Source organism: Asticcacaulis taihuensis, from assembly GCF_900100255.1.
Classification (GTDB): Bacteria; Pseudomonadota; Alphaproteobacteria; order Caulobacterales; family Caulobacteraceae; genus Asticcacaulis; species Asticcacaulis taihuensis.
The window spans coordinates 1060547-1082969 of sequence record NZ_FMTS01000001.1; the positions used below are offsets into that span (position 1 = coordinate 1060547).

Annotated in this window: 21 protein-coding genes and 1 riboswitch; of the genes, 8 read left to right on the forward strand and 13 right to left on the reverse strand. The window is 61.1% G+C overall.

The features are described 5' to 3' along the window. Positions 1–205: 205 nt before the first annotated feature. The 5 genes from BLO49_RS05015 to BLO49_RS05035 all read right to left on the reverse strand — a co-directional run bounded on the left by BLO49_RS05015 (position 206) and on the right by BLO49_RS05035 (position 5939). Positions 206–1189 carry a helix-turn-helix domain-containing protein gene (locus BLO49_RS05015; protein ID WP_090644953.1) on the reverse strand — a complete coding sequence of 328 codons (984 nt, stop codon included), beginning with the start codon at positions 1187–1189 and terminating at the stop codon, positions 206–208. After that, entirely contained in the window at positions 1189–2157 is a 969-nt protein-coding gene (locus tag BLO49_RS05020; protein ID WP_170828211.1) for an esterase-like activity of phytase family protein, read from the reverse strand. The genes BLO49_RS05015 and BLO49_RS05020 overlap by 1 nt, the downstream gene beginning before the upstream one ends. 212 nt (positions 2158–2369) lie before the next feature. Continuing rightward, positions 2370–4232, reverse strand: coding sequence for a cobaltochelatase subunit CobT (gene cobT / locus BLO49_RS05025; protein ID WP_090644958.1), 1863 nt, complete (start codon positions 4230–4232; stop codon positions 2370–2372). Between the two features lie 158 nt (positions 4233–4390). Beyond that, positions 4391–5392, reverse strand: coding sequence for a cobaltochelatase subunit CobS (gene cobS / locus BLO49_RS05030; protein ID WP_090644961.1), 1002 nt, complete (start codon positions 5390–5392; stop codon positions 4391–4393). 97 nt (positions 5393–5489) lie between these two features. Beyond that, on the reverse strand, positions 5490–5939 hold the full coding sequence (locus tag BLO49_RS05035; protein WP_090646146.1) for a GFA family protein: 450 nt from the start codon (positions 5937–5939) through the stop codon (positions 5490–5492). A gap of 72 nt (positions 5940–6011) precedes the next feature. Between BLO49_RS05035 and BLO49_RS05040 the strand changes: the two genes are divergently transcribed. Then, positions 6012–6725, forward strand: coding sequence for a GNAT family N-acetyltransferase (locus BLO49_RS05040; RefSeq protein ID WP_170828212.1), 714 nt, complete (start codon positions 6012–6014; stop codon positions 6723–6725). A gap of 114 nt (positions 6726–6839) precedes the next feature. On the opposite strand, the gene BLO49_RS05045 is transcribed toward BLO49_RS05040, so the two are convergent. After that, positions 6840–7505, reverse strand: coding sequence for a J domain-containing protein (locus tag BLO49_RS05045; RefSeq protein WP_090644967.1), 666 nt, complete (start codon positions 7503–7505; stop codon positions 6840–6842). Positions 7506–7576: 71 nt separating this feature from the next. On the opposite strand from BLO49_RS05045, the gene BLO49_RS05050 reads away from it, so the two are divergent. Both BLO49_RS05050 and BLO49_RS05055 read left to right on the forward strand, forming a co-directional pair. Continuing rightward, positions 7577–7861: a BolA family protein gene (locus BLO49_RS05050; protein WP_090644970.1), complete on the forward strand. Its 285-nt coding sequence runs from the start codon at positions 7577–7579 to the stop codon at positions 7859–7861. Positions 7862–7903: 42 nt separating this feature from the next. Beyond that, positions 7904–8091, forward strand: a riboswitch (cobalamin riboswitch). Between the two features lie 182 nt (positions 8092–8273). Continuing rightward, positions 8274–10136 (forward strand): TonB-dependent receptor plug domain-containing protein, encoded by a 1863-nt coding sequence (locus BLO49_RS05055; protein ID WP_090644973.1) that lies wholly within the window; start codon positions 8274–8276, stop codon positions 10134–10136. A 36-nt stretch (positions 10137–10172) separates the two neighbouring features. On the opposite strand, the gene moaC is transcribed toward BLO49_RS05055, so the two are convergent. Genes moaC through BLO49_RS05070 form a run of 3 tightly spaced genes read right to left on the reverse strand, consistent with a single transcriptional unit; the run spans position 10173 to position 11346 of the window. Next, a complete protein-coding gene (moaC, locus tag BLO49_RS05060) occupies positions 10173–10655 on the reverse strand; it encodes a cyclic pyranopterin monophosphate synthase MoaC (RefSeq protein WP_090644976.1) in 483 nt (160 codons plus the stop codon). Then, on the reverse strand, positions 10652–11113 hold the full coding sequence (locus tag BLO49_RS05065) for a molybdenum cofactor biosynthesis protein MoaE (protein ID WP_245678864.1): 462 nt from the start codon (positions 11111–11113) through the stop codon (positions 10652–10654). The genes moaC and BLO49_RS05065 overlap by 4 nt, the downstream gene beginning before the upstream one ends. Before the next feature lie 2 nt (positions 11114–11115). Then, positions 11116–11346 (reverse strand): MoaD/ThiS family protein, encoded by a 231-nt coding sequence (locus BLO49_RS05070; protein WP_090644980.1) that lies wholly within the window; start codon positions 11344–11346, stop codon positions 11116–11118. Positions 11347–11475: 129 nt separating this feature from the next. Between BLO49_RS05070 and BLO49_RS05075 the strand changes: the two genes are divergently transcribed. Further along, complete coding sequence (locus tag BLO49_RS05075; RefSeq protein WP_090644983.1) at positions 11476–12642, forward strand: SDR family NAD(P)-dependent oxidoreductase; 1167 nt, start codon at positions 11476–11478, stop codon at positions 12640–12642. A 70-nt stretch (positions 12643–12712) separates the two neighbouring features. Here the strand turns inward: BLO49_RS05075 and cydX are convergent, their stop codons facing one another. The 3 genes from cydX to BLO49_RS05090 are packed head-to-tail and all read right to left on the reverse strand — an operon-like array spanning position 12713 to position 15666. Beyond that, positions 12713–12835, reverse strand: coding sequence for a cytochrome bd-I oxidase subunit CydX (gene cydX / locus BLO49_RS05080; protein ID WP_090644987.1), 123 nt, complete (start codon positions 12833–12835; stop codon positions 12713–12715). Positions 12836–12884: 49 nt separating this feature from the next. After that, a complete protein-coding gene (gene cydB / locus BLO49_RS05085; protein ID WP_090644990.1) occupies positions 12885–14045 on the reverse strand; it encodes a cytochrome d ubiquinol oxidase subunit II in 1161 nt (386 codons plus the stop codon). 28 nt (positions 14046–14073) lie between these two features. After that, positions 14074–15666, reverse strand: a complete 1593-nt coding sequence (locus BLO49_RS05090; protein ID WP_090644992.1) for a cytochrome ubiquinol oxidase subunit I — start codon at positions 15664–15666, stop codon at positions 14074–14076. A 252-nt stretch (positions 15667–15918) separates the two neighbouring features. Here BLO49_RS05090 and BLO49_RS05095 point away from each other — a divergent pair, with 252 nt between their 5' ends. Further along, positions 15919–17466, forward strand: coding sequence for an ABC transporter ATP-binding protein/permease (locus BLO49_RS05095; RefSeq protein ID WP_245678909.1), 1548 nt, complete (start codon positions 15919–15921; stop codon positions 17464–17466). Beyond that, positions 17463–19004 carry an ATP-binding cassette domain-containing protein gene (locus BLO49_RS05100; RefSeq protein WP_090644999.1) on the forward strand — a complete coding sequence of 514 codons (1542 nt, stop codon included), beginning with the start codon at positions 17463–17465 and terminating at the stop codon, positions 19002–19004. Before BLO49_RS05095 ends, BLO49_RS05100 begins: the two co-directional genes overlap by 4 nt. Here BLO49_RS05100 and BLO49_RS05105 read toward each other — a convergent pair. After that, positions 18994–19596 (reverse strand): TetR/AcrR family transcriptional regulator, encoded by a 603-nt coding sequence (locus tag BLO49_RS05105; protein ID WP_245678865.1) that lies wholly within the window; start codon positions 19594–19596, stop codon positions 18994–18996. The genes BLO49_RS05100 and BLO49_RS05105 overlap by 11 nt on opposite strands. A 178-nt stretch (positions 19597–19774) precedes the next feature. Here BLO49_RS05105 and BLO49_RS05110 point away from each other — a divergent pair, with 178 nt between their 5' ends. Together BLO49_RS05110 and BLO49_RS05115 are read left to right on the forward strand one after the other, a co-directional pair. Then, positions 19775–21223, forward strand: coding sequence for an efflux transporter outer membrane subunit (locus BLO49_RS05110; RefSeq protein WP_090645006.1), 1449 nt, complete (start codon positions 19775–19777; stop codon positions 21221–21223). A 23-nt stretch (positions 21224–21246) separates the two neighbouring features. Then, entirely contained in the window at positions 21247–22404 is a 1158-nt protein-coding gene (locus BLO49_RS05115; RefSeq protein WP_090645010.1) for an HlyD family efflux transporter periplasmic adaptor subunit, read from the forward strand. Positions 22405–22423 lie beyond the last annotated feature (19 nt).

Sequence of the window (22423 nt, forward strand, 5' to 3'; positions counted from 1 at the left end):
AGTTCACCGAACGGCTTAACTGGCCGCTCACCCTCGTCTATTCGATCGCCGGCAGCCTGCTGACCTTCGGGGCATGGGACATGGTCCGCACCTTGCTCCCCTCGCGCTGGCGCCTGTGGCTGAATCCCGCCGAACACGCCTTCCGCATGACCGGTCTGATCGGCGCCCTGGCTTCGGTTGCGGCAGCCACCCTTGCGCCCTCGCCCTATGTCGCGCTTGGCGTCTCTGGCGTCGGCACCCTCATCGCCTTCGTGTTTGCTTTCCGCGCCGCCCGGAAGGCGCTCGGCGTCACGCCTTCAACCGCCTTGAATGCGCGATTGAAAGCCGACAGCGAATTGTAGCCGACCGCCAGGGCAAGGGCCAATATGGTGTCATCCTCATCGATCCGTGCCTTAAACGCGTCGATACGATAGCCATTCAGCCAGGTGCTGAAATTGCGCTGGCCTTCGCCCAGATGGATAACCCGGCGCAGGCGGTGCTCAGGCACATCCAGCCGGCGGGCCAGGCTCGACAAGGTCAGGGCCGGATCAGTATAGACCTCGCCTATGACCTGACGCAGACGGCGCAGCACCTGTTGTTCACGGTTGTCGAGCGGTGACTGCCGGGCAAGAGTTGTAACCGTCAGGTCGCCACCAAAGGCGACGGCCGCAAAGATCAGCAGGCAGGTCAGGGCCGCGGCAGCCGGCACAGCCCATATGGCGCCACCCAGGGTCGAGGCCAGGGCCACGGCGGCGCCTGTCAGGGCGGAGAACCCCAGAGCCCAGAAGCGGACATTCCGCCGAGCCACGACCAGATCATCCGGCAGACCACGCCATACAATGATCGGCAATTCCAGAAATAGCCCCAAACTGAGCAGGTTCGACACAGCGCCTGTCCAGGCTGGGGAGCCCGCCCGCACCGCGAGTCCTGACGCCAGCAACAGGACCAGCAACGCTATCTCCATCCAGGGATGGCGCCGCGGCGCTTCAAATCCGGCACGAATGGCGCGATTGCACGCCAAAGGTGCCGCCAGAACGACGGGCAGCAGAAAACGCAGGGCCTCCGGAAAGGCGGCATGAAGGAAATAGGCCGCACCTGACAGGAGGCTGAGGGCTAGTTCGCCTCGTCCGGGCAATTGCGTCCGCCGCCAGATGAGCAGCCCCATCAGCAACTGGCATGAAGCCGCGGCTGGCGCCAGAATAGTCAGCATCAGGGCATCCAGTCGAAGATCAGCAGTTTGGACATGCCATCTGCCTTCACGCTGTCGCTGACCAGAAAGATGCGGTAGCCGGTCGCGGTCTTGATCGCTGAAACACCTTCGAAATTATCGACCGGCAGGGGCGGCGTGATCTTGACCAGATTACTGACGACGGTGAGCGTGTCGCCTTCCAGATGCAGCAGGCGCAGCACATTGCGCGGGCCGGTGATGGGGTCATAATAGCGATAGAGGCCAAGTATATCGTGATCGCGGCGTGGATCGCCGTAATCGACGACGGCCAGCGAGGTCATCATATAGAGAAAGCCAGGCGTAGCGGGACCGTGGATTTCCATGCAGGTATTCAGGGCCAGACCACAGCGCCAGAAGCCTCCCGCTTCGACACCGATCAAAAGGGCATCCCCTTTCGGGTCCTGGATATAGGTGACGGCCTCCATGCCCTGGTTAAACGGAAAAACCGGCAGTCCGCCGAGCGGCACCACCTCGCCTGGCCGGTACAATAGGTCGTGCGCGAATATCATTACCCTTTGATGGCCTTCGAACGAAACATAGCGGTTCCCGCTCACCGGATCGGTCGTTAGCCCTTCTGCATCAGCTTCATTCTTGTCGGTCAGGCGCCGGCCTTGCGGATCGAGTAGAGGATCGATTTCCAAAGGACTGTCGAAATAACCGCCCTTGCCATCCGGCGTCAGTTCGAACCGCGCCATGATGCCAAAATCGCTGACCGCCTCGACCTTTAACCTGTCACCATCGGGCGTGACATGCAGGTCGGACAGGCCCACCAGTTCGGAGGTGCCTTTTGCAACCAGTTCATAACCACCGACATAGCGGACCTTCGGATTGACCGGCTTTGGGTCGCTGCCTTTCAGTGCGCGGAAGCTGACCGTCGGTTTTTGCAGATAGGGCAAGGGCTCGGCATGAGCCGAGGTAGCAAGAAGGGCAATCAGGAAAATGGCGCGCATAAACCACTCATACAGGAAAGTAAGAAGCCCCACCACCATCCGGCTTCGCTGAAGAAGCTTCGCCGGATGGTCCCCCTCCCCAACAAGCGGGGAGGTACAAACTCTGGCGGTCAAATGGCCGGGATTTTGGATGCAGTACTAGCCGGCAAGCGCCGCTGGCACACCTCGTACCAGCAAGCGCAGACTGCGACGTAATGCGCCAAAAGCACGATTCATTTGGTCTCTTCGAACAGTTCGGTCAGCTTGTCCATCAGCCCGCCCGCCAGATGCTCGACATCGATCAGGGTCAGGGCGCGCTTGTAGTAGCGCGTCACGTCATGGCCGATGCCTATGGCCACCAGTTCGACATGTCTTCCAGACGTTTTGGGAGCCGTCTCGATATCGTTGATGACCTTGCGCAGATGATTTTCGAGATAGTGCCCACTGTTGACGCTCAGGGTCGAGTCATCGACTGGCGCGCCATCGGAAATAACCATCAGGATCTTGCGTTGCTCCGGCCGGTTGACCAGGCGCGAATAGGCCCATTGCAGGGCCTCGCCATCGATATTTTCCTTAAGCAGCCCTTCACGCATCATCAAACCGAGGTTCTTGTGGGTCCGGCGCCAGGGATTATCCGCCGCCTTATAGATAATGTGGCGCAGGTCATTTAGCCGCCCCGGATTGGCCGGCTTGCCCGCCCGCACCCAGGCCTCGCGTGACAGGCCGCCCTTCCAGGCCTTAGTGGTGAAGCCCAGAATCTCGACCTTGACGCCACAGCGCTCAAGCGTCCGCGCCAGCACATCGGCGCAGATGGCGGCCACCATGATCGGCCGGCCGCGCATCGAGCCGGAATTATCGAGCAGGAGGGTGACGACCGTGTCGCGGAACTCGGTGTCCTTTTCCTGCTTGAAGCTGAGCGGCGCGGACGGATCGGTAATCACGCGCGTCAGCTTGGAAGCATCGAGCACGCCTTCTTCGAGATCGAATGACCAGGAACGGCTCTGCTGGGCCAGCAGCTTCCTTTGCAGGCGGTTGGCGAGGCGCGACACGACCGACGCCATATTAGCCAGTTGTGCGTTCAGGAAGCCGCGCAGACGCTCCAGTTCTTCCGGATCGCACAACTCCTCGGCCGTGATGATCTCGTCGAACTGCCTGGTATAGACCTCGTAGTCCTTTTTGACATTGGTCTCAGGCTGATCATTTTCGCGGCGCTCAGCCTCGCCGGCTTCTCCGTCGGGAGTCTCGTCGGTCGAAGATTCCGAAGCCATCTGCGGGTCGCCCTGCATCTGGGTGTAGTCGTCCTCGCCCTCCTGCGGCTGGTCCTGGCCGGTCTGTTCCTCCGGCTGATCCGGCTGCGACTGGCTGTCGTCCTGATCGTCCTTTTCGGGGGCGTCTTCCTTGGGGCTGTCGCCTTCGCTCTCGCCCTCCTCGCCTTCGTCCTTCTCGTCCTCGGCGTCCTGGCTGTCATCCTTCAGGTCGAGCGCGGTCAGGATATGACGCGCCTGTTTATTGAACGCCTTCTGGTCATGAATCAGAGCGGCCAACTTTTCCAGCCCGTCGCCGGTCTTTTCCTCGATCTCGGCACGCAGCAGATTGACCACGCGCTGCACGGATTGCGGGATCGGATCGCCAGTGACGGCTTCACGCGCCATCAGGCCAAGGATTTCCGGCAGGCCGATCTCGGCCTTGTCTTCCTTGCGATAGAGGCCGGAGCGTTCAAGGTCACCTTCCTGCGCGGCCAGCAGATTGCTGCGCACTCCCATCATGGCCCGGGCGCCGATCGCTTCCAGCCGGGCTTCTTCTAGGGCGTCAAAAGCATCAGCGCTCAAATCATCGCGCGGCCGGGCGCGAGCATGGAGGGCCTCGTCGTGATGCGCGCGCTTCAGGGCCAGCCGGTCAGCCTGGCCGCGCACACGCTGGGCCAGTTTCGGCGCCAGATCGCGCGGCGGATGCGGCAGGATCAGCTTATTGCCATCGATGCGCGGGCCGTCCGAACCGAAGACCACCTCCAGTTCGGAATCCTCCGCAAGCGCTCGGGTGGAATGCACCAGCGCCTTCTTGAACGGTTCGGACAGGATGGTCGGCTTTTGGGCCATGGAGGCGTTTACTCTTCATCCTCCCCTGCTTGCGGGGGAGGTGTCACGGCTTGTCCGTGACGGAGGGGGCGACAGACGGCAGGGGAAGCACCCCCTCCGGCTCGACAAGCTCGCCACCCCCCCCGCAACGGCGTTGCCGCAAGCAGGGGAGGATAAGGTTAGATCACTTTCACCTTCAGGGCGCTTTCCTTCACATCGGTGCCAAAGGCGCGCTGGTAGAATTCCGCCAGAGTATGACGCTCCAGTTCGTCGCTCTTGTTGAGGAAGGACAGGCGGAAGGCCAGTTCCGGATCATTGTTGAAGATCAGGGTGTTTTGCGCCCAGGTAATGACCGTCCGCGGCGACATGACCGTGGAGATATCGCCATTGGCGAAGGCAGAGCGCGACATATCCGCCACGCGCACCATGGCGTCGATCACGCCCTTCTTCTCCGGCGTATTGAATTCCGGCACCTTGGCCAGCACGATCTCGACCTCGGCCTCGTGGCTGAGATAGTTGAGCGTAGTGACCAGCGACCAGCGGTCCATCTGGCCCTGGTTGATCTGCTGGGTGCCGTGATAAAGGCCGGTGGTATCCCCCAGACCAATCGTATTGGTGGTGGCGAACAGGCGGAAGAACGGGTTCGGCTTGATGACCTTGTTCTGGTCGAGCAGGGTCAGGCGCCCTTGCGCTTCCAGCACGCGCTGGATGACGAACATCACGTCCGGGCGGCCGGCGTCATATTCATCGAACACCAGCGCGACCGGACGCTGCAGGGCCCACGGCAGGGTGCCTTCCTTGAACTCGGTGACCTGCTGGCCGTCCTTCAGCACGATGGCGTCCTTGCCGATCAAATCGATCCGCGAAACGTGGCTGTCGAGGTTGACGCGGACCAGCGGCCAGTTCAGGCGCGCGGCGATCTGCTCGATATGTGTCGATTTACCGGTGCCGTGAAAACCCTGCACCATGACGCGGCGATCGAAGGCGAAACCGGCGCAGATGGCCTGGGTCGTCTGCGGATCGAACCGGTAGGCTGTGTCTATATCCGGCACATGCGGATCGCGGTGCGTGAAGGCCGGCACCTGCATGTCGATATCAATGCCGAACACGTCACGGACATTGACCTTTTTATCGGGGACATGGGACAGCAGCGGATCGGGATATTCAAGCTCGGCGGACATATAATCAGGCTTTCGGCGGCAAGGGTGTACGGGTTTCAGCTAAGACTTTAGAGATCAGGAAACAACCCGTAATTTCGCGCCATGCGAAGTTTTTTACTTATGGCTCATCCGGATACTGACGGCTGACCAGCTTGTCGAGAAACGGCGCGGCTTCGATATCTTCCATCGTCGTCTTGCCCGGCCAGTCATTGACATGATCGAGCCAGCCGATCCGCCCCTCCATGCCATACTGGATATGCGGTTCCAGCGTTTCCGGATGATCGAAGGCGCCGATGGACACCGCCATGCCGTCGGGTGCCTCATAGGTCAGAGGCGTACCGCACTGCGGGCAGAAACCGCGATTGACCAGGTTGGACGAGGCAAAGCGCTTCGGCTCGGCTTTCGTCCAGCGGAAATCGGTGCCGCGCACCGAAACCAACGGCGCGAAGACATTGCCGAACGCCTTCTGACACATCCGGCAGTGACAGATGGAGGCATCCGGCAACGGTCCGGTCACTTCAAAACGGATGGCGCCACACTGGCAGCCGCCTTTCAGAATTGTGTTCATGAGCGTCTTCATACGCATTTATAGCGCAAGATTCCGGCAGCAGCCGCATCTCTTTTCTGCTAGATGCCCTCCATGAAAATCACTGAACTCGACAATCCCGCCTGGTCAGCCCTCACCGGCCGCCATTCCCATCTGGCCATCGGCGATGGTCCTGTGCGGCGCTATCCGGCGGATATTTCCCCTTTCGCCGCCGTTGAGACGCCCGACGCCCTGCCCGTGCTCGCCGACCGGATGGCTGAGGGTGACACGGCTGTGCTATGGGCGCCGGAAGAACTGGAAACACTGGAGGGCCTGGACCTGCTGGTGCATTTCCCTATCCTGCAAATGGCCGCCTTCAATTTCAAACCGATGGATACGGCGGATGATGCCCAGCCATTGACGCCTGAAAATGTCGATGAAATGATCGCCCTGACCACCCTGACGAAACCGGGGCCATTCGGCACGCGCACCATCGAGATGGGCAGCTATATCGGCGTATTTGAAGACGGTCGGCTGGCGGCCATGGCCGGTGAACGCATGAAGCCGGCGGATTTCACCGAGATCAGTGCCATCTGCGTCCATCCGGATTTCCAGGGGCGTGGCCATGCCCGACGGCTGACATCGATTCTGGGCAAGCGCATCGTCGCCGATGGTCGCGTGCCATTTCTGAATGTCCTGCCGGAAAATACGGTGGCCATCGGGCTATATGAAAGCCTGGGCTTTACCCTGCGTCGTCGGCTGCACGTTCATCTGTTCCGCAAACCGGGCGGGGATATGGCGGACGATCCGTTTTTCAGCAGTTTGTAAGTCCCTAACAGAGAAAACCGGTAGATTTGAGTCGAGTAGCAGGCGGCAAGCGACGGCTGTATGCTTATACAGCCTAGCGCAGCCAACGCACTACACGGCCAAAGACCCCGGTTTTCAGGCCAGGGACATTTTTTTCAGGATCTTGTACGCCTTGATCACGCGTTGCAGCTTGTCCTCGGCCGAGCGATCGCCACCATTGTTATCCGGGTGGCAGCGCTTGAGCATTTCGGTGTAGCGGACACGAATTTGTTCAGCCGTGGCGCCGACTTCGAGATCGAGATCGGCAAAAGCACCGCGTTCGATCTTGCCGTACTGGCGTTCGGACTGCACACCCTTTTCCTTCATCGGGGCTGCGCCTGCGCCAAAAACACTGTGCGGATCGTAGAAACCACCGGCCTTGGTGCCCTTGGTGGCAAAGTTCGCCGCTTCCCGGCTGACGCGCGAGGCGCGGAAAGCCCACGTCGGGCGGTCACCGGTGGCGATGGCTTCGCGGTGGCGGCGGGCCTCGCCTTCACTCATGCCGGCGAAGAAGTTCCAGTTCTTGTTGTATTCGGCCGCATGAGCCATGCAGAAATTATAGTGCTCGTTCATCATTTCGCGCGACTTCGGCGCCTTGGCCGTGGCAGCCTTATGGCACTCCGGCCATTCGCACGGTTTTTCACCCGGCTTGAGGTGCAGCACGTCGTCTTCGGCACGACGTGTTTTTTCTTCGCCTTCCTTCGGCGGGCGAATACGCATATCCATGCCGAGACGCGGCTTGTACTTAAATCCTTCGCTCATATCTTGAAATATGATCCTTAAATCTTAAAAGACGCTGACATCCGTTCCATACCCAAGAAGTGAGGCAGAATATGGGAATCATAGCCGACCGCCTGAAGGCGAAGCTCAACCAGGCTCTCGCCCCGCAGCAATTGGAGATTCATGACGACAGCGCCAAACATAGTGGACATGCGGGCGCGCGTGAAGGGGGCGAGAGTCATTTTTCCGTGCTTGTGGTCTCGGCGCACTTTGAGGGACTGAACCGGGTGGCCCGCCAACGCCTGATCAATACCACCCTGGCGGAGGAACTGGCCGGCCCTGTTCACGCGCTTTCGCTGCAAACCCTGACGCCTGACGAATATGCGGCAAAGAAATGACCTCGCCGACGAATAACTTGACGCGCCGCAGCAAACGCCCTAGTGCGACCCTGTGCCAATGGTGCCCGCGCGTCAAACCCGCGGGATAATAGGGAATTGGGTGCGAACCCCAGACTGTCCCCGCAACTGTAAGCGCCGAGCGAGCGACATATGTCACTGGTCATGACCGGGAAGACGTCGTCCGCGTTCGAGGCGCAAGTCAGGAGACCTGCCTTGGCTGTCGTCCTTTGCGTGGCCGGGAAGTGCAGCGCGAGCGGAAATTCAAAGCCTCATGCCGAAAAGTGGATTACTACTTTTCAGATAAGCGTGATGGCGTCTGAAAAGACCGAGAGACGATACCTTGTGAGCCGTAACCGGCGCGGGCTTCGTCATGCGCGTTTATGGCTTTCGTTTCTGACCGAAAGACCGCTACATGCGTCATCGCAAAACCGCCCTCATCCTCTCCACCGCCCTGTTGGCCCTGCCTGGCTTCGCCCATGCCGACGAAGCCCCGACCGAGGTGATCGTCTCCATCACCCGCGAAACCCTGCCTGTCTCGAAAGTCGGCCAGAGCGTCGATGTCCTGACCGATGTCGACATCAAGTCGTACCAGTCACTGTTCGTCGCCGACCTTATGACGCGCACCACCGACCTCAGCCTCGCCCGCAATGGCGGCCCCGGTTCGGCAACCACCGCCTCGATTCGTGGTGCCGGCGCCGATCACACCCTCTATATGCTGGATGGCGTGCGCCTGAACGATCCGTCGCAGGTCGGCGGCGGCACCAATCTCGGCCTGGTCAGCACGGACGACGCGTCGCGTATCGAAGTCCTGCGCGGGCCGCTCTCCACCCTGTGGGGCTCCGGCGCCATGGGCGGCGTGGTCAGCCTCACCTCACGCACCCCGACCCGACCGCTGGAAGGCGATCTGCGCGTCGAAGGCTTTGATCAATATGGCTCGGCCCGCGCCGGCATCGGCGGCAAAATGGGCGGCCTGACCTGGCGTCTGTCGGGCAGCACCTACAACGATCGCGGCGTATCGGCTTTCGCCGGCGGCACGGAAAAGGATGGCTTCACCCAGACCACGCTAAATGGCAAGCTCCGCTATGATTTCAACGAAGCCCTAAGTCTTCAGGCTTTCTCGACCACCAGCCACAGCCGCACCGATTTCGATGGCTACAACCCTCAGCCGCCCTATGATTTCACCGATACCGGCGATTTCGGCAAAAACGACACCACCCTGTCGGTTATAGCTCTAACCCATCGCTTCACGAGAGGCGAACAGGTCCTTTCGGTCAGCGTCACCGATAATGACAGCGACAATTACAATCCCGATCATACGCCGAATTTCGTCGCCAATGGCCATATCGAAGCGGCCGATTATCACATCAGCTACCGCCTCAGCGAGGCCACCCGCCTGCTCGGCGGCCTGAGCTATGAACGCGACACCATGCGCGTGGCCTATCCGGCGAGTTGGGACCCCAACCCCGTGCCGCTCAGGGCGGCTTCAACGCTTGCCAGCGTCTATGGCCAGGTGACGCACGATTTCGGCCCGCTCGACGTGGCCCTGAGTGCCCGCCATGACGATGCCTCGTCCTTCGGTGCCAATGACATCGCCCAGGTGACCGTCAATGCGCCGCTGGGTAATCATCTGCGCTTCCATGCCAGCGCCGGCCAGGGCGTCAAGGTGCCCAGCCTTTATCAGCTCTACAGCGATTACGGCACGGCCTCGCTGATCGAGGAAAAATCCATCACGCTCGATGGTGGTGTCGATTACGGCTTCGACGGCGGCCTGTTGAGTGTCAGTCTGTTTACCCGTTCGGTGCGCGATCAGATCGACTTCGTCTATGACGGCTGCCGTTCCGATCAGCCCTACGGTTGCTATGGCAATATCGGACGCACTGAAACCCGCGGCGTCGAACTGGAACTATCAAAAGACCTCACGGACACCCTGCGCCTGCGCGGCAATTACAGCTTCCTGCACGCCCGTGACGGCAATGGTGGCTTGTTGCCGCGCCGCCCGGACCAGATGGGCAGTATCGATCTGACCTGGACAGCCACAGACAAGCTGAATTTGGGCCTCGGTCTGCGCCATGTGGGTGAAGGTCTCGACACGGCCTTTACGGGGATGCTGAAAGCCTATGACCTGGCTGACCTGCGCGCTGATTACGCCCTGAATGATGCCTTAAGTCTCTATGGCCGCATCGAAAATGCCGGTGATACCCGCTACCAGACCGCGGGCGGCTATGGCCAGACCGGACGCAGGCTTTGGATCGGTTTGCAAGCCAGGCTGTTCTAAAAGGACGTGGCGCGGCACATAAATGCCGCGCCATTTTCACGTTATGACCGTCTGCGGCCAGTCCGACTTGCCGCCGCTCTTGGCGGTGACTTCGATGCCTTCGATCCGCATGGCCTTATCCACCGCCTTGAGCATGTCGTAAAGCGTAAGCGCGGCTATGCTGGCGGCTGTCAGCGCCTCCATCTCCACACCGGTCTGGCCTGTGGTGCGGACCTCGGCCTCGATATCGAAACCCGGCAGGTCATCATTGATGGCAATCCGCACGGCCGCCTTGCTGAGCGGTAACGGATGACAGAGCGGGATCAGGTTCGCGGTCTGCTTGGCGGCCATGATCCCGGCCAGTTCGGCAGTGGAGATCACCGCCCCTTTCGGCGTCCGGTTCTCCCTTACCAGCGCCACGGTTTCCGCCGCGCAGACCAGACGCCCGCGCGCCACGGCCGTCCGCGCTGTGACCGCCTTGTCGGAGACATCGACCATGCGGGCGCGGCCCTCTTGGTCCAGATGGGACAGGTCACTCATTTATCACTCCAGCGTTTCAGATCATCGGCATCGCCCGTTGTCGGCTCCACCCAGCGGTCGGTCTGTGGCCCGACCTCGCGCTTCCACAAGGCCGCTTCGGATTTCAGCCGGTCCATCATGTAGTCCACCGCTTCAAAAGCCGCCCGCCGGTGCACGCTGGCCGCGGCCACGAAAACCACCGGTTCGCCGGCCCGTACTTCACCGCAGCGATGATGAATGCTGAGGGCGCGAATGTCGAACCGCTCGGCCGCCGCATCGGCGATGGCCTGGATCGACGTCTCGGTCATACCGGGATACCAGTCGAGATAGAGATAATCGACCGCCGCTCCTTTTGCCGCTTCGCGCACCACGCCGGTAAAGGCCGTAACCGCTCCGAGCGTACCGAATCGCGCCAGAAAATCGCCGTGAACCGCCGCCGGATCAAATCCCGCCGGCAACAGGCGAACCTCCATTTCCATGATCAGCCTCCGGAAAATACCGAGAAAAAGGCCACCTCATCGCCATCATGCAGGGGCCGGTCGTCCGTCACCACTACCTGATTGACGCTCATGCGCAACCGTCCATCGCCTTCGCCGTCAAAAAGCCGCAGGCGCAGGGCAAACAGGCTCAAGCCTTCCGGCGGCAAGGCCATCGCCAGACGGCGCTTGCCCAGGCTGTCCGCCACACGGCCAAAAAAGAGAATATCGATCATAGCCTATCTTTACACCATAGATGGCGTCGGGTTGCAAAAAATAGCGTTACACGGGTGCTTCGCCCTTGCTAAAAGCCCCATAACACGCTCAATACGTTCTTCTATTATCGCCAGCCTGCCGGAATACCCATGAGTCTGTCCAATTATCGACTGCTACGTTTTCTGGCACGCGTGGCGGCTTTCGGAAAGAAGAACGGCGCCCTGCCGCTGCCGGAACCGAGCGATCCCGCCTCTTTCAAGGTGCTTTTGCACCGGCCGCAGGTCAAACTGGATACGGACGGCCTGAAAAATTTCTACGCCGGTAAACGCATACTGGTGACCGGTGCGGGCGGCTCCATCGGTTCGGAAATCTGCAAGCAGGTGCTGGCTCTGGGCGCCGCCCATGTCAGCCTGATCGATCACTCCGAACTGGCGCTTTACGAAATCGACCGCGCCATCAAGCTGGAATTTCCCGGCAGCGAACGCGCCCGCCCCTTCCTGTGCAGCGTCCGGCGCAAGGAACGGATCGCCGCCGTGGTGGCGCAGCAGAAGCCCGATGTCATCTTCCATGCCGCCGCGCTCAAGCATGTGCCGATGGTGGAGTTGAACCCCAGCGAAAGCGTGCTGACCAATGTGCTGGGCACGCAATATGTCATCGACGCCGCCAAGGCCGCCGGCGTCAAGCAACTGGTATTGATCTCGTCGGACAAGGCCGTGGCGCCATCTTCGCTGATGGGCGCCACCAAGCGGCTGGCCGAGCACCTGATCCGCACGCAGATTTCAGATACCCATCAGGCGTGCGTCGTACGCTTCGGCAATGTGCTGGGCTCGACTGGTTCGGTCGTGCCGCTGTTCAAGTCGCAGATCGAGCGCGGGGGGCCGATCACCCTCACCGACCGCGACGTCGAACGCTATTTCATGACCATTTTCGAGGCGGTGCAACTGGTGCTGACCGCTGCCATGACCAATGCCGGAACGCCGGAACATTCCGGGCTTTATATACTGGAAATGGGTACGCCGGTAAAGATTCATGATCTCGCCACCCGCATGATCAAGCTTTACGGCCTGCGTCCGGAGAAGGACATCAGGATCACCTTCACCGGCCTTCGTGAGGGCGAGAAGATCACCGAAGCGCTGGTCGATGACAATGAAGTGCGCCGCCTGCTGCTGCCGGGTATTTTCGAGGTCGTCAACCAGGCGCATGTCGCCCCGGTCGCCGAAGAAGTGATGCAGACGCTTTACGGCCTGGCCCAGGGCGGCCACGACGACGAGGCCAAGACCATGGTGTTTAATCTGGTCAATTCGCTTCGGGAATAAAAAAGCCGACCTGACGGATCAGGTCGGCTCCGGGTCAGGTGCGGCAGGGGAAAACCGCGCCTGAAATGCGTTATTCGATGTACGGATCTTCGGCGTCCGGGTCGTCTGTCGTATGAAATTCATACCAGATGCCGTTGAGAATACCGACGGCGACGGCCAGGCCGACACCCAATATCCATGAAAAATACCACATAGCTGTGTCCTTCTGAGGGGCCTGGGGAGGCGCGCCTCCCCAGCCTTGCTTAATACAAATCCGGGTTGGTCTTCAGGTGCTCCGTGCTGATCCGGCCGAACAGCACCTTGTAAACCCAGGCGGTGTACAGCAGCACGATCGGCAGAAATACCAGCGTCACCAGCAGCATGATGAACAGGGTCAGGTGCGAGCTGGAGGCGGTCCAGACCAGCAGGCTGGAATGCTTATCCACCGTGCTCGGCAGGATGATCGGGAACATCGAGCAACCAACCGTGCCAATGATGCCGACTATCGCCAGGGACGAGCCGCCAAAGGCCAGCCAGTCGCTGCGCAGGCGCTGGCCGAAGATGGCGACCACCGGACCGACAAAGCCGAGCGCAGGCGCTGCCCACATCCAGGGATACTTGCTGTAATTGGCCAGCCAGGCGCCGGCCATCGGCACCACTTCCGCACGGGTCGGGTTGGAGGCGCCGGCCGGATTGACGGCATCAACGACGCTGAAGCCGAGGCCGGAGAAGCGAACAAAGACGTAGCCGGCAGCAAACAGCACGATCACGGCCAGGGCGGCGAAAAAGCCGAAGCGCAGGGCCCGGTCACGGACAATGCCTTTTTCCAGCTTGAGGCCGAGCCAGGTCGAACCCTGCAGGACAAGCATGGCCGCGGAGACAAGGCCGCACAGCAGGGTGAAGGGCGTGAACAGGCCGAGCAGACCGCCCAGGAACATATCGTGGTAGGTGGCGCGCAGGTCGCTGTCGAAGCTGAAGGGCGCCCCTTGCAGAACATTGCCCATCGCCACGCCGAAGACCAGCGCCGGGATAAAGCCACCGGCAAACAGCGCCCAGTCCCAGTTGCGGCGCCACGCCTTGCCCGGACGCTTGGAGCGGTATTTGAAGCCGACCGGCCGCAGGATCAGTGCGGTCAGCACCAGGAACATGGCAAGGTAAAAGCCGGAGAAGCTGACAGCATAAACAAAGGGCCATGCCGCGAAGACGGCGCCGCCGCCGAGGATGAACCACACCTGGTTGCCTTCCCAGGTAGCGCCCACCGTATTGATGACGGCGCGGCGTTCGGAGTCGTTTTTGGCGACGAAGGGCAACAGGGCCGCCACCCCCATGTCGAAGCCGTCCATGATGGCGAAGCCGATCAGCAGCACGCCGACAAGGCCCCACCAGATAACCCTCAGGGTCATATAGTCGATAGGAAGTTCCATTAGTTTATTCCTTTAGATCGGGCGGGGATTATTCAGCGGGACCGACAACCGGCAGGGCCGGATCGTCCGTGGTGCTGACTTCAGGATCGTCGTGCATCCGGCCAAGCTTGCTTTCATACGGGCCTTTGTTGATGGCGCGGATCATCAGCCTGACCTCGATCACAGCCATGATGGCATAGACCAGGGTGAAGCCTATGATGGTCGCCCATATCTGCCCCTTGCTGAGCGACGAGGCGCCCATGAAGGTCGGCAGCACGCCATCCACCGCCCAGGGTTGGCGGCCGATTTCCGCCAGTACCCACCCCGCTTCAATGGCGATCCACGGGAAGGGAATGGCAATCATGCAGACCAGCAGAAACAGGCGGTTATTGTGCTTCTCGAAGGTCACCATCAGGAAGGCGATGGCGAACAGGGCGATGAAGGCGAAACCCAGTCCGGCCATCAGGCGGAAGGTCCAGAACATCACCGGCACATTGGGAATGGTGTCGAGCGAGGCCTTGACGATCATCTCATTGGTCGCCATGCGCGGATCGGGCACATACTTCTTGAGCAGGAGCGCGTAACCCAGGTCAGCCTTGTGCGCCTCAAACAGCGCGCGGGCGTCCATATCGTCGGCATTGACCTTCAGTTTTTCGACGCCGTCATAGGCGATGATGCCGGAACGGATGCGCATTTCCGCCTTGTCGGTCAGGTCGAGGATACCCACGACCGGCGTATCGACGCTGCGCGTGGCGATAAGGCCCAGCACGTAGGGGATCTTGATATCGAAATCGGTGCGCTGTTCTTTCACATTGGGAATACCGAAGACTGAAATCCCGGCGGGCGCCTTTTCCGTGTGCCACATCGATTCCAGAGCGGCCAACTTCATCTTCTGGTTATCGGTGAGCGCGTAGCCCGACTCATCCCCCAGCACGACGACCGACAGCGACGAGGCTAGGCCGAAGGCCGCAGCCACCGCCATGGAACGCTTGGCGATGCTGGTCCATTTGTTATTCCACAGATAGATGGCCGAAACCCCCATCACGAAAACCGCCGCCAGCACATAGCCGGCGCTGACCGTATGGACAAACTTGGCCTGCGCCACCGGATTGAACAGCACATCGATAAAGTTGGTGACTTCCATGCGCATGGTGGCTGGATTGAACTCGGCGCCAGTGGGGTGCTGCATCCAGCCATTGGCAATCAGAATCCACAGCGCCGACAGGTTGGTCCCGAGCGCCACGAGAAACGTCACCATCAGATGCGCCGGCCGGGAGAGCTTTTCCCAGCCGAAGAACATCAGCCCGACGAAGGTGGCTTCGAGGAAGAAGGCCATCAGCCCCTCTATCGCCAGCGGCGCGCCGAAAATGTCGCCGACATAGTGCGAGTAATAGGACCAGTTCATGCCGAACTCGAATTCCATGGTGAGACCCGTTGCCACACCCAGGACAAAGTTGATGCCGAACAAAAGCCCCCAGAAGCGGGTGATGGTGCGCCAAACCTCCTTGCGCGTAAGGACATAGACGCTTTCCATGATCACCAGCATGAAGCTGAGACCCAAGGTCAGCGGAACGAACAGAAAGTGGTACATAGCGGTCAAGGCGAATTGCAGCCTTGAGAGTTCTACGGTACTGAGGTCCATTAAGACTTCTCCCCAAAAAACTTCGCGTCTCCGGTGAGAAGACACTCAAAAACAGCCCTTAGCAACGCTTAATTTCAACCTTCGGGAGAAGAAGCATTGCTAAACCCATATAAACTTTAAGGCTTATTCTTGCGCCGCACAATAACCAAGATGTCGCACCCGGATGCCGCACCTCCTGCGGAAGGCTCTGCGAAGCTTTTCCGTCACCAATTGCGGATTTGGGGGAAAACGGACGCCGGATCCTTGCGCCTCATGCACGGTCTGGGCCTGCTGGAAGGCGCCTGCATCGCCGGTTTCGCCTGGGGCCTGAGCCACATGGTCAGCGGACTGTTCGGCAGGTCGGTCAGCCTCGGCAACCTCGCCCTCCCCACGGCCGTGACTATTTTCTCCCTTGCCACACGCGCCGTGTTAAATGTTGTAAATCAAAAACTTGCCATGCAATCGGCCCGGCGGATCATCAGCGCTATTCGGCTCGATATCATGGCGAAGGCGCTTGGCGGTCATATCGATTCCGGCCGCCATCAGACCCGGCTGAATGCCCTGTTCGAAGATACCGAAGCCCTTGAAGGCTATTATGCCCGTTTTCGCCAGAGCGATTTCCAGGCGCGTATCCTGCCGCTGGTTTTCATCGCCCTGATGGCTTTAGCCAGTCCCATAAGCGCCGGCATCCTGCTGCTCACCCTGCTACCGTTTGTCGCAATGATGGCCGTTCTCGGCCTGACCAGCGCCGGAGAATCAAAGCGCCAGCTCGACGCCCTGTCGCGCCTGTCCAATCTGTTTGTCGATCGCATCCGCGCCCTGCCGCTGATCCTGAGCTTCGAGGCCGGCCCCAGGCAGGTACACACCGTCGGCCGCGCCGCCCATGAGGTCGCCGAACGAACGCTCAGCGTCCTCAAGATTGCCTTCGTCACCTCGGCCGTGCTGGAATTTTTCAGCGCCCTCAGCGTGGCCCTGATCGCCATCTATTGCGGCTTCTACCTGCTGGGTGAACTGCCTTTCAGGGTGCCGGAAACCCTGACCTTCGCCGCCGCCTTCTTCGTGCTCGCCCTGGCACCGGAAGTCTATGCCCCCATGCGCCGCCTGGCTGCCGCCTATCACGACCAGCAGACCGCGATGGCGGCGACTGAGAGGCTGATGGCGATCGAGGTCCAGCCGGAAAGCACACCCGCCGCACGGCTGACCGCCGCCGCGGAAATCCGCTATCATGCGGTCGTCTGCGGCTTTGCCGATGATCCCGGCTTTCGGATCGGTCCCGTCAGCTTCACCGCCGCACCGGGGCAGATCATTGCTCTCAAAGGACCGACCGGTTCGGGGAAAACCACGCTTTTGCGTCTGCTGCTGGGGCAAGGTCATCTGGTCGCCGGTACCGTCACGATCGACGGCCAGCCGCTGACCGATATCGGCGAGAGCATCGCCTGGGTCTCCCAGGCGCCGCCAATCCTGGCCGGCACCCTGGCCGATAATCTCCGCGTCGCCAACCGCGCCGCCGACGATAACGAACTGCGGCAGGCGATTGAATCGTTCGGACTTGAATCTGTGTCCGAAGCGCGCACCGGCCTTCTCAATGAACGCGGTTCCGGCCTTTCGGGTGGCGAACGGCGGCGCATCGGCCTGGCGCGGGCCTGGCTGAAAGATTCGCCGATCCTGCTGCTTGACGAGCCGACCGCCGATCTGGATGCAGGAGCCGAAGCCGATCTGATCGCGCAACTGCCTGTCCTCTTCAGAGGGCGGACCGTGATCCTTTCCAGCCATTCGCCGAAACTGTGCGCCCTGGCCGATCAGGTGGTGGAACTGACATGAGCTTCGATGATTATTTCAAAAAGCTGATCGAGCGGTTCAGCACACGCCTCTTGCTGACAACTCTTTTCGCCGCCGGGGTCAGCGTCTCGGCCGTCATGCTGCTGGGGATTTCCGGCTGGTTCCTGACCGGCGCGGCCGTGGCGGGCGCCGCCGGCGTCTTGGCGGCGCAGGGTTTCAACTATCTGCTGCCGAGCGCGGCGATCCGTTTCTTCGCCATAGCCCGCACGGTGCTGCGTTATGGCGAACGCTACACCGGCCACTCGGCGGCCCTGCGCGCCATGGCCGAGTTGCGACCGGCTTTGCTCGGCCGCGTCCTGGCCGGCGATCCGCAAACCACCCTGCGCCTGAGCCGTGGCGAGGCTTCCAGTCGCTTTATCCAGGATGTGACCACGCTCGAAAACGCGCTGGTCATGCGCAGCGCGCCCTGGGCCGGGGGCGCCGGCATCCTCACGGCGCTCGTATTGACGGCCATCGCCTCGCCTTGGGCCGCGCTGGTCCTGCTGGTTTTCCTGGCCGGCACCGTAGCCGCCAGTCTGCGCATCCACCGCCGTCCGGCCGATGACCTGTCCGAGGCGGCCGCCATGGGCGATCTAAAGGCGCGTTTTTTCTCTCTGATGACGCTGCTGCCGGATATCCGGGCCTATGACATGCGCAGGTCTCTTCTGACGGAATTGCAGGATCTGGAAGCAAGACTGTTCACAGCCAAAACCCACACGATTGGCAAGGAAGCCGTAAGCAGTGCCGTTACCACCGCCCTGACCGGCCTGTGCCTGGCTGGCATCGCCATGGCCAGCCTGAGGCAGCCCCTCGCCCATATGGCCCTGGCCCTGCTGGCCGGCAGCATGGGCTTTGAATCGGCCACAATCCTGACGCGCGCTCTGAGCCAGAAATCGGGCGTCGACCAGGCATACGGCCGGCTGGCGGAAATCCACGATCAGCCGCAGGTGGAAAAAACCGACACGCAGGTAACTGTGTCCATAGGCGGCCAGACCTTTGCACCTGACCGTAGCTTGCGCCTGCGTATAGATGGCCCTTCGGGCAGCGGCAAGACGCGCGCCATTGAGACCCTGATCGGCCTCAGAGGCGCAGGCGGCGCGCCTGGCCTGTTCGCTCACTGCCCGCAGGACGCTGCGCTTCTGACCGGCACGATCCGTGAAAACCTGCTGATGGCGGTCAGTGACGCCTCATTGAAAGCCCTGAGTCGCACCGATCAGGAGAAGCTGATGCTGGAGGCCCTCGATACCGCCTGCCTGACAGACCGCATAACGGTCCTGCCGAAAGGACTCGATACCTGGATCGGTGATGGCGGGATCACGCTTTCCGGCGGCGAACGCAAGCGCCTGGCCCTGGCGCGCGCCCTGCTGCGGGACGCGCCAATTCTGATTCTGGATGAACCGACCGAAGGGCTTGATCTCGCCACCGAAGCCCGGGTGGTCAAAAAACTGTCGCGTCGGCTGGCGGAGCGGCCACAGGGCCTGATCCTGATCAGTCACCGCGAAGGCCCGCGCGTCCTGGCCGATCAGGTGGTCAGTCTTTAGGCCCGTAAGCGGCGAAAAAGACGAACATCGCGGCCTCGACCTCGGCGGCTATCTCTTCATCGCTTGGCGCCGGAATATAGTTGAGCAGGCGCGCCTTGATCATGCGGCCGTGAATCAACGAGGTAAAATGGTGCGCGGCCACCATAATATCGGGTACGACCAGGGCCCCGCGCGCCACGGCCTTTTCGATATAGGCCGCCAGGATGCGCGCACCGGCGAGCGGGCCGCTTTCATAGAACAGCCGGCCGATTTCGGGCGACTTGTGGCTTTCGGCGGAGATGACACGCCAATTCTGCAGGGCCGGTTCCGCCGTGAAGGCGCGTAAGTATCCCCTGGCGAAGGCAGTCAGTACCGTGCGGGCATCGCCATCTTCCAGCAGCAGGTCAGCGATCTCACCGCGGTGGAAAATGCAACTGCGCTGCACATAGGCCGCGAACAGCTCTTCCTTGCTCTTGAAATAGTTATAGAGCGTGCCCTTCGAACCGCCCAGTTTCGCCGCGATGGTCGACATCGACGCGCTGGCATAGCCTTCTGACAGGAAGATATCCGTCGCCACATCGAGAATGGCTTCACGGCGGTCTTCGCTGCTCATGCGCCCTTTGGATTCGCAGGTTTTCAACTCTTGCACTTTTTCGTTCTGCATCGCAAAATAATTCCTAAACCGTACGGTATGGTCAGTTGACAGATACATCTTGCCGGACTATATGTCCAGCGCAAATGACCATACCGTACGGTTGTTTCAAGAGTCCGCCCTTATGAGACTTAATATAATGACACATAACACGCCCTCCGCCCAAATGCCGCGCCGCCGCCTTTTAGTGGCGGCCCTTCTGGCCGCTACGACCTTAAGCGCCTGCACCACAATTCCGCAAAGCGCGCCTTTCGCATCTGAGCCCAGTCAGGCCAAGAAGGTCAACCCCATCAATACGATAAGCGAGCAGGTGTGGTGGAAGAGCCTCGGCGATCCGCAGCTCCAGCGCCTGATGAACCAGGCATTCAACAACTCGCCTTCCCTCGCTATCGCAGAAGCCCGCCTCAACCAGGCCCAGGCCGCCGTTTCACAATACAGGGCGTCGAATCGCCCGCAGGTCGGCCTTGATGCCACGGCTTACGAGGCGAAGCAGAGCTATAACTACCTCTTCCCGAAAGCCTATATCCCGCAAGGCTATACCGATTACGGCCAGACGACCCTGAGCTTCAACTGGGAACTTGATTTCTGGGGCCGCAACCGCGCCGCCATCGCCGCCGCCAGTTCCAACGAACAAGCCGCTGAAGCCGACGCCGCCCAGGCCCGTCTGGTGCTTTCGACAGCCATCGCCACCGCCTATGTCGATCTCGACCGCCTCTACCAGGAACGCGACCTGGCCGAGCGCGCCGTCGGCATCCGCAGCGACAGCGCCAGACTGGTGCAGGACAAGCTCAATAACGGCGTCAGCAACAAGGCGCAGGATGCCCAGGCTCAGGCCGGCGTCTTTGCCGCCCGTGCTGATCTGGCCGCGCTTGACGAGCAGATCGACCTGAACAGGCACCTGATCGCCATGCTGACCGGCGCCTCGCCCGACTTCGCCAATACGCTGGAGCGCCCCGCCCTGTCGCTCGATACCCAGGCTTTCGGCAATGTGCCCACGCAGATCAATCTCGATCTGATCGGCCGCCGTCCGGATATCATCGCCGCCCGCTGGCGTGCCGAAGCCGCTTCGGCCCACATCAAGCAGGCCCACGCCGCCTTCTACCCCAATATCAATATCGCTGCGTTTGCCGGCTTCCAGTCTCTGGGGCTCGACAAGCTGTTCTCATCCGGCTCCGATATTGGCCAGGTCGGCCCGGCCCTCAGCCTGCCGCTGTTCGACGGCGGCGCGCTGAAAGCCAACCTGAAATCGGCCGAAAGCGAACATGCCCTGGCCATTGCCTCCTATAATCAGGACGTTTTGCAAGCCATGCAGCAGGTCGCCGACACCCTGACCAGCCAGAAGGCGCTGCAGGCCCGGCTCGATAATTCCGAACAGGCGCTGGCGGCTTATGAAGAGGCATATCGCCTCAGCAAACTGCGCTATGATGGCGGCCTGTCCGACTACACCTCCCTGCTGGTGGCCGAGCAAAGCCTGATCAGCCAGCGCCGGACCGTTGCCGACCTGAAGAGCCGTGCCATGACGCTCGATGTCGCCCTGATCAAGTCCCTCGGCGGGGCTTACAACACCCAAAACATCGCTCAAAATTAAGCTCTTAACACAGAGATCCGCACATGCCCGATACCGCACAAACGGCTGATAAAATTCAGTCCACCCCCATCGCCCCCTCGCAGGCCGCCGGCAATGCCAAACGCAAGCGCCTGCTTACCTATCTCGGCATCGCCGTCGCTGTCGGCGCCGTCGCCTATGGCGCCTATTATGGCCTCGTCGCCTCGCACTACGTCTCGACCGACAACGCCTATGTCGGGACCGATACGGCCCAGGTCAACGCGCTCGTCGCCGGTCCGGTGGCCAGCATCGCGGTTTCCGAAACGCAAGCTGTCAAGGCCGGCGATGTCCTGCTGACCATAGACGATTCCGATGCCAAAATCGCAGTTGCGCAAGGACAGGCGGCGCTTGCCCAGGCCCAGCGCCACGTCCAGGGCTTCTATGCCAGCGACGAGGCCCTGGCCGGCCAGTTGGGCGCCCGCCAGGCCGATGTCGCAAGTGCTGATGCCCAGATCGCCGCCGCCCAGGCCAATCTCAGCAATGCCAAAACCGAACTGACCCGCCGCCAGAATCTGGCACAGTCGGGCGCGGTATCGCAGGAAGAACTGACCACGGCGCAGAACGCCTTCACACAGGCCCAGGCCGCGCTGAATGCGGCGCAAGCGGCGCGCGCACAGGCCCTGGCCGGCGTCAAGGCCGCCGGCGGCCAGCGCGCCACCAATGCCGCCCAGTTCGCCGGCGTCGATGCCGCGCAAAACCCGGAAGTCCTCGCCGCGCAGGCCAGGCTTGACGCCGCCAACCTGGCGCTGGAGCGCACCATAGTCCGCGCCCCCACAGACGGTATCGTTTCCAAAAAGGCAGTCCAGGTCGGTCAGCAGGTCGCCGTCGGCACCCCGCTGATGACCGTCGTGCCGATCGCCCGCGCCTATGTCGACGCCAATTTCAAGGAAGGCCAGTTGCGCAAGGTCATTCCGGGACAGGTTGTGGAACTGCACTCCGATCTTTACGGCAAGTCGGTCACCTATCACGGCACGGTCCGCGGCATTTCCGGCGGCACCGGCTCAGCCTTCTCACTGATCCCGGCACAGAACGCCTCCGGCAACTGGATCAAGGTGGTCCAGCGCCTGCCCGTCCGCATCGATCTCGACCCGAAGGAACTGAAGGCGCATCCCTTGCGCGTCGGCCTGTCGATGAGCGCGAAGATCGATACGTCCAATAAATAACTGCGGTTGCCAATTTACG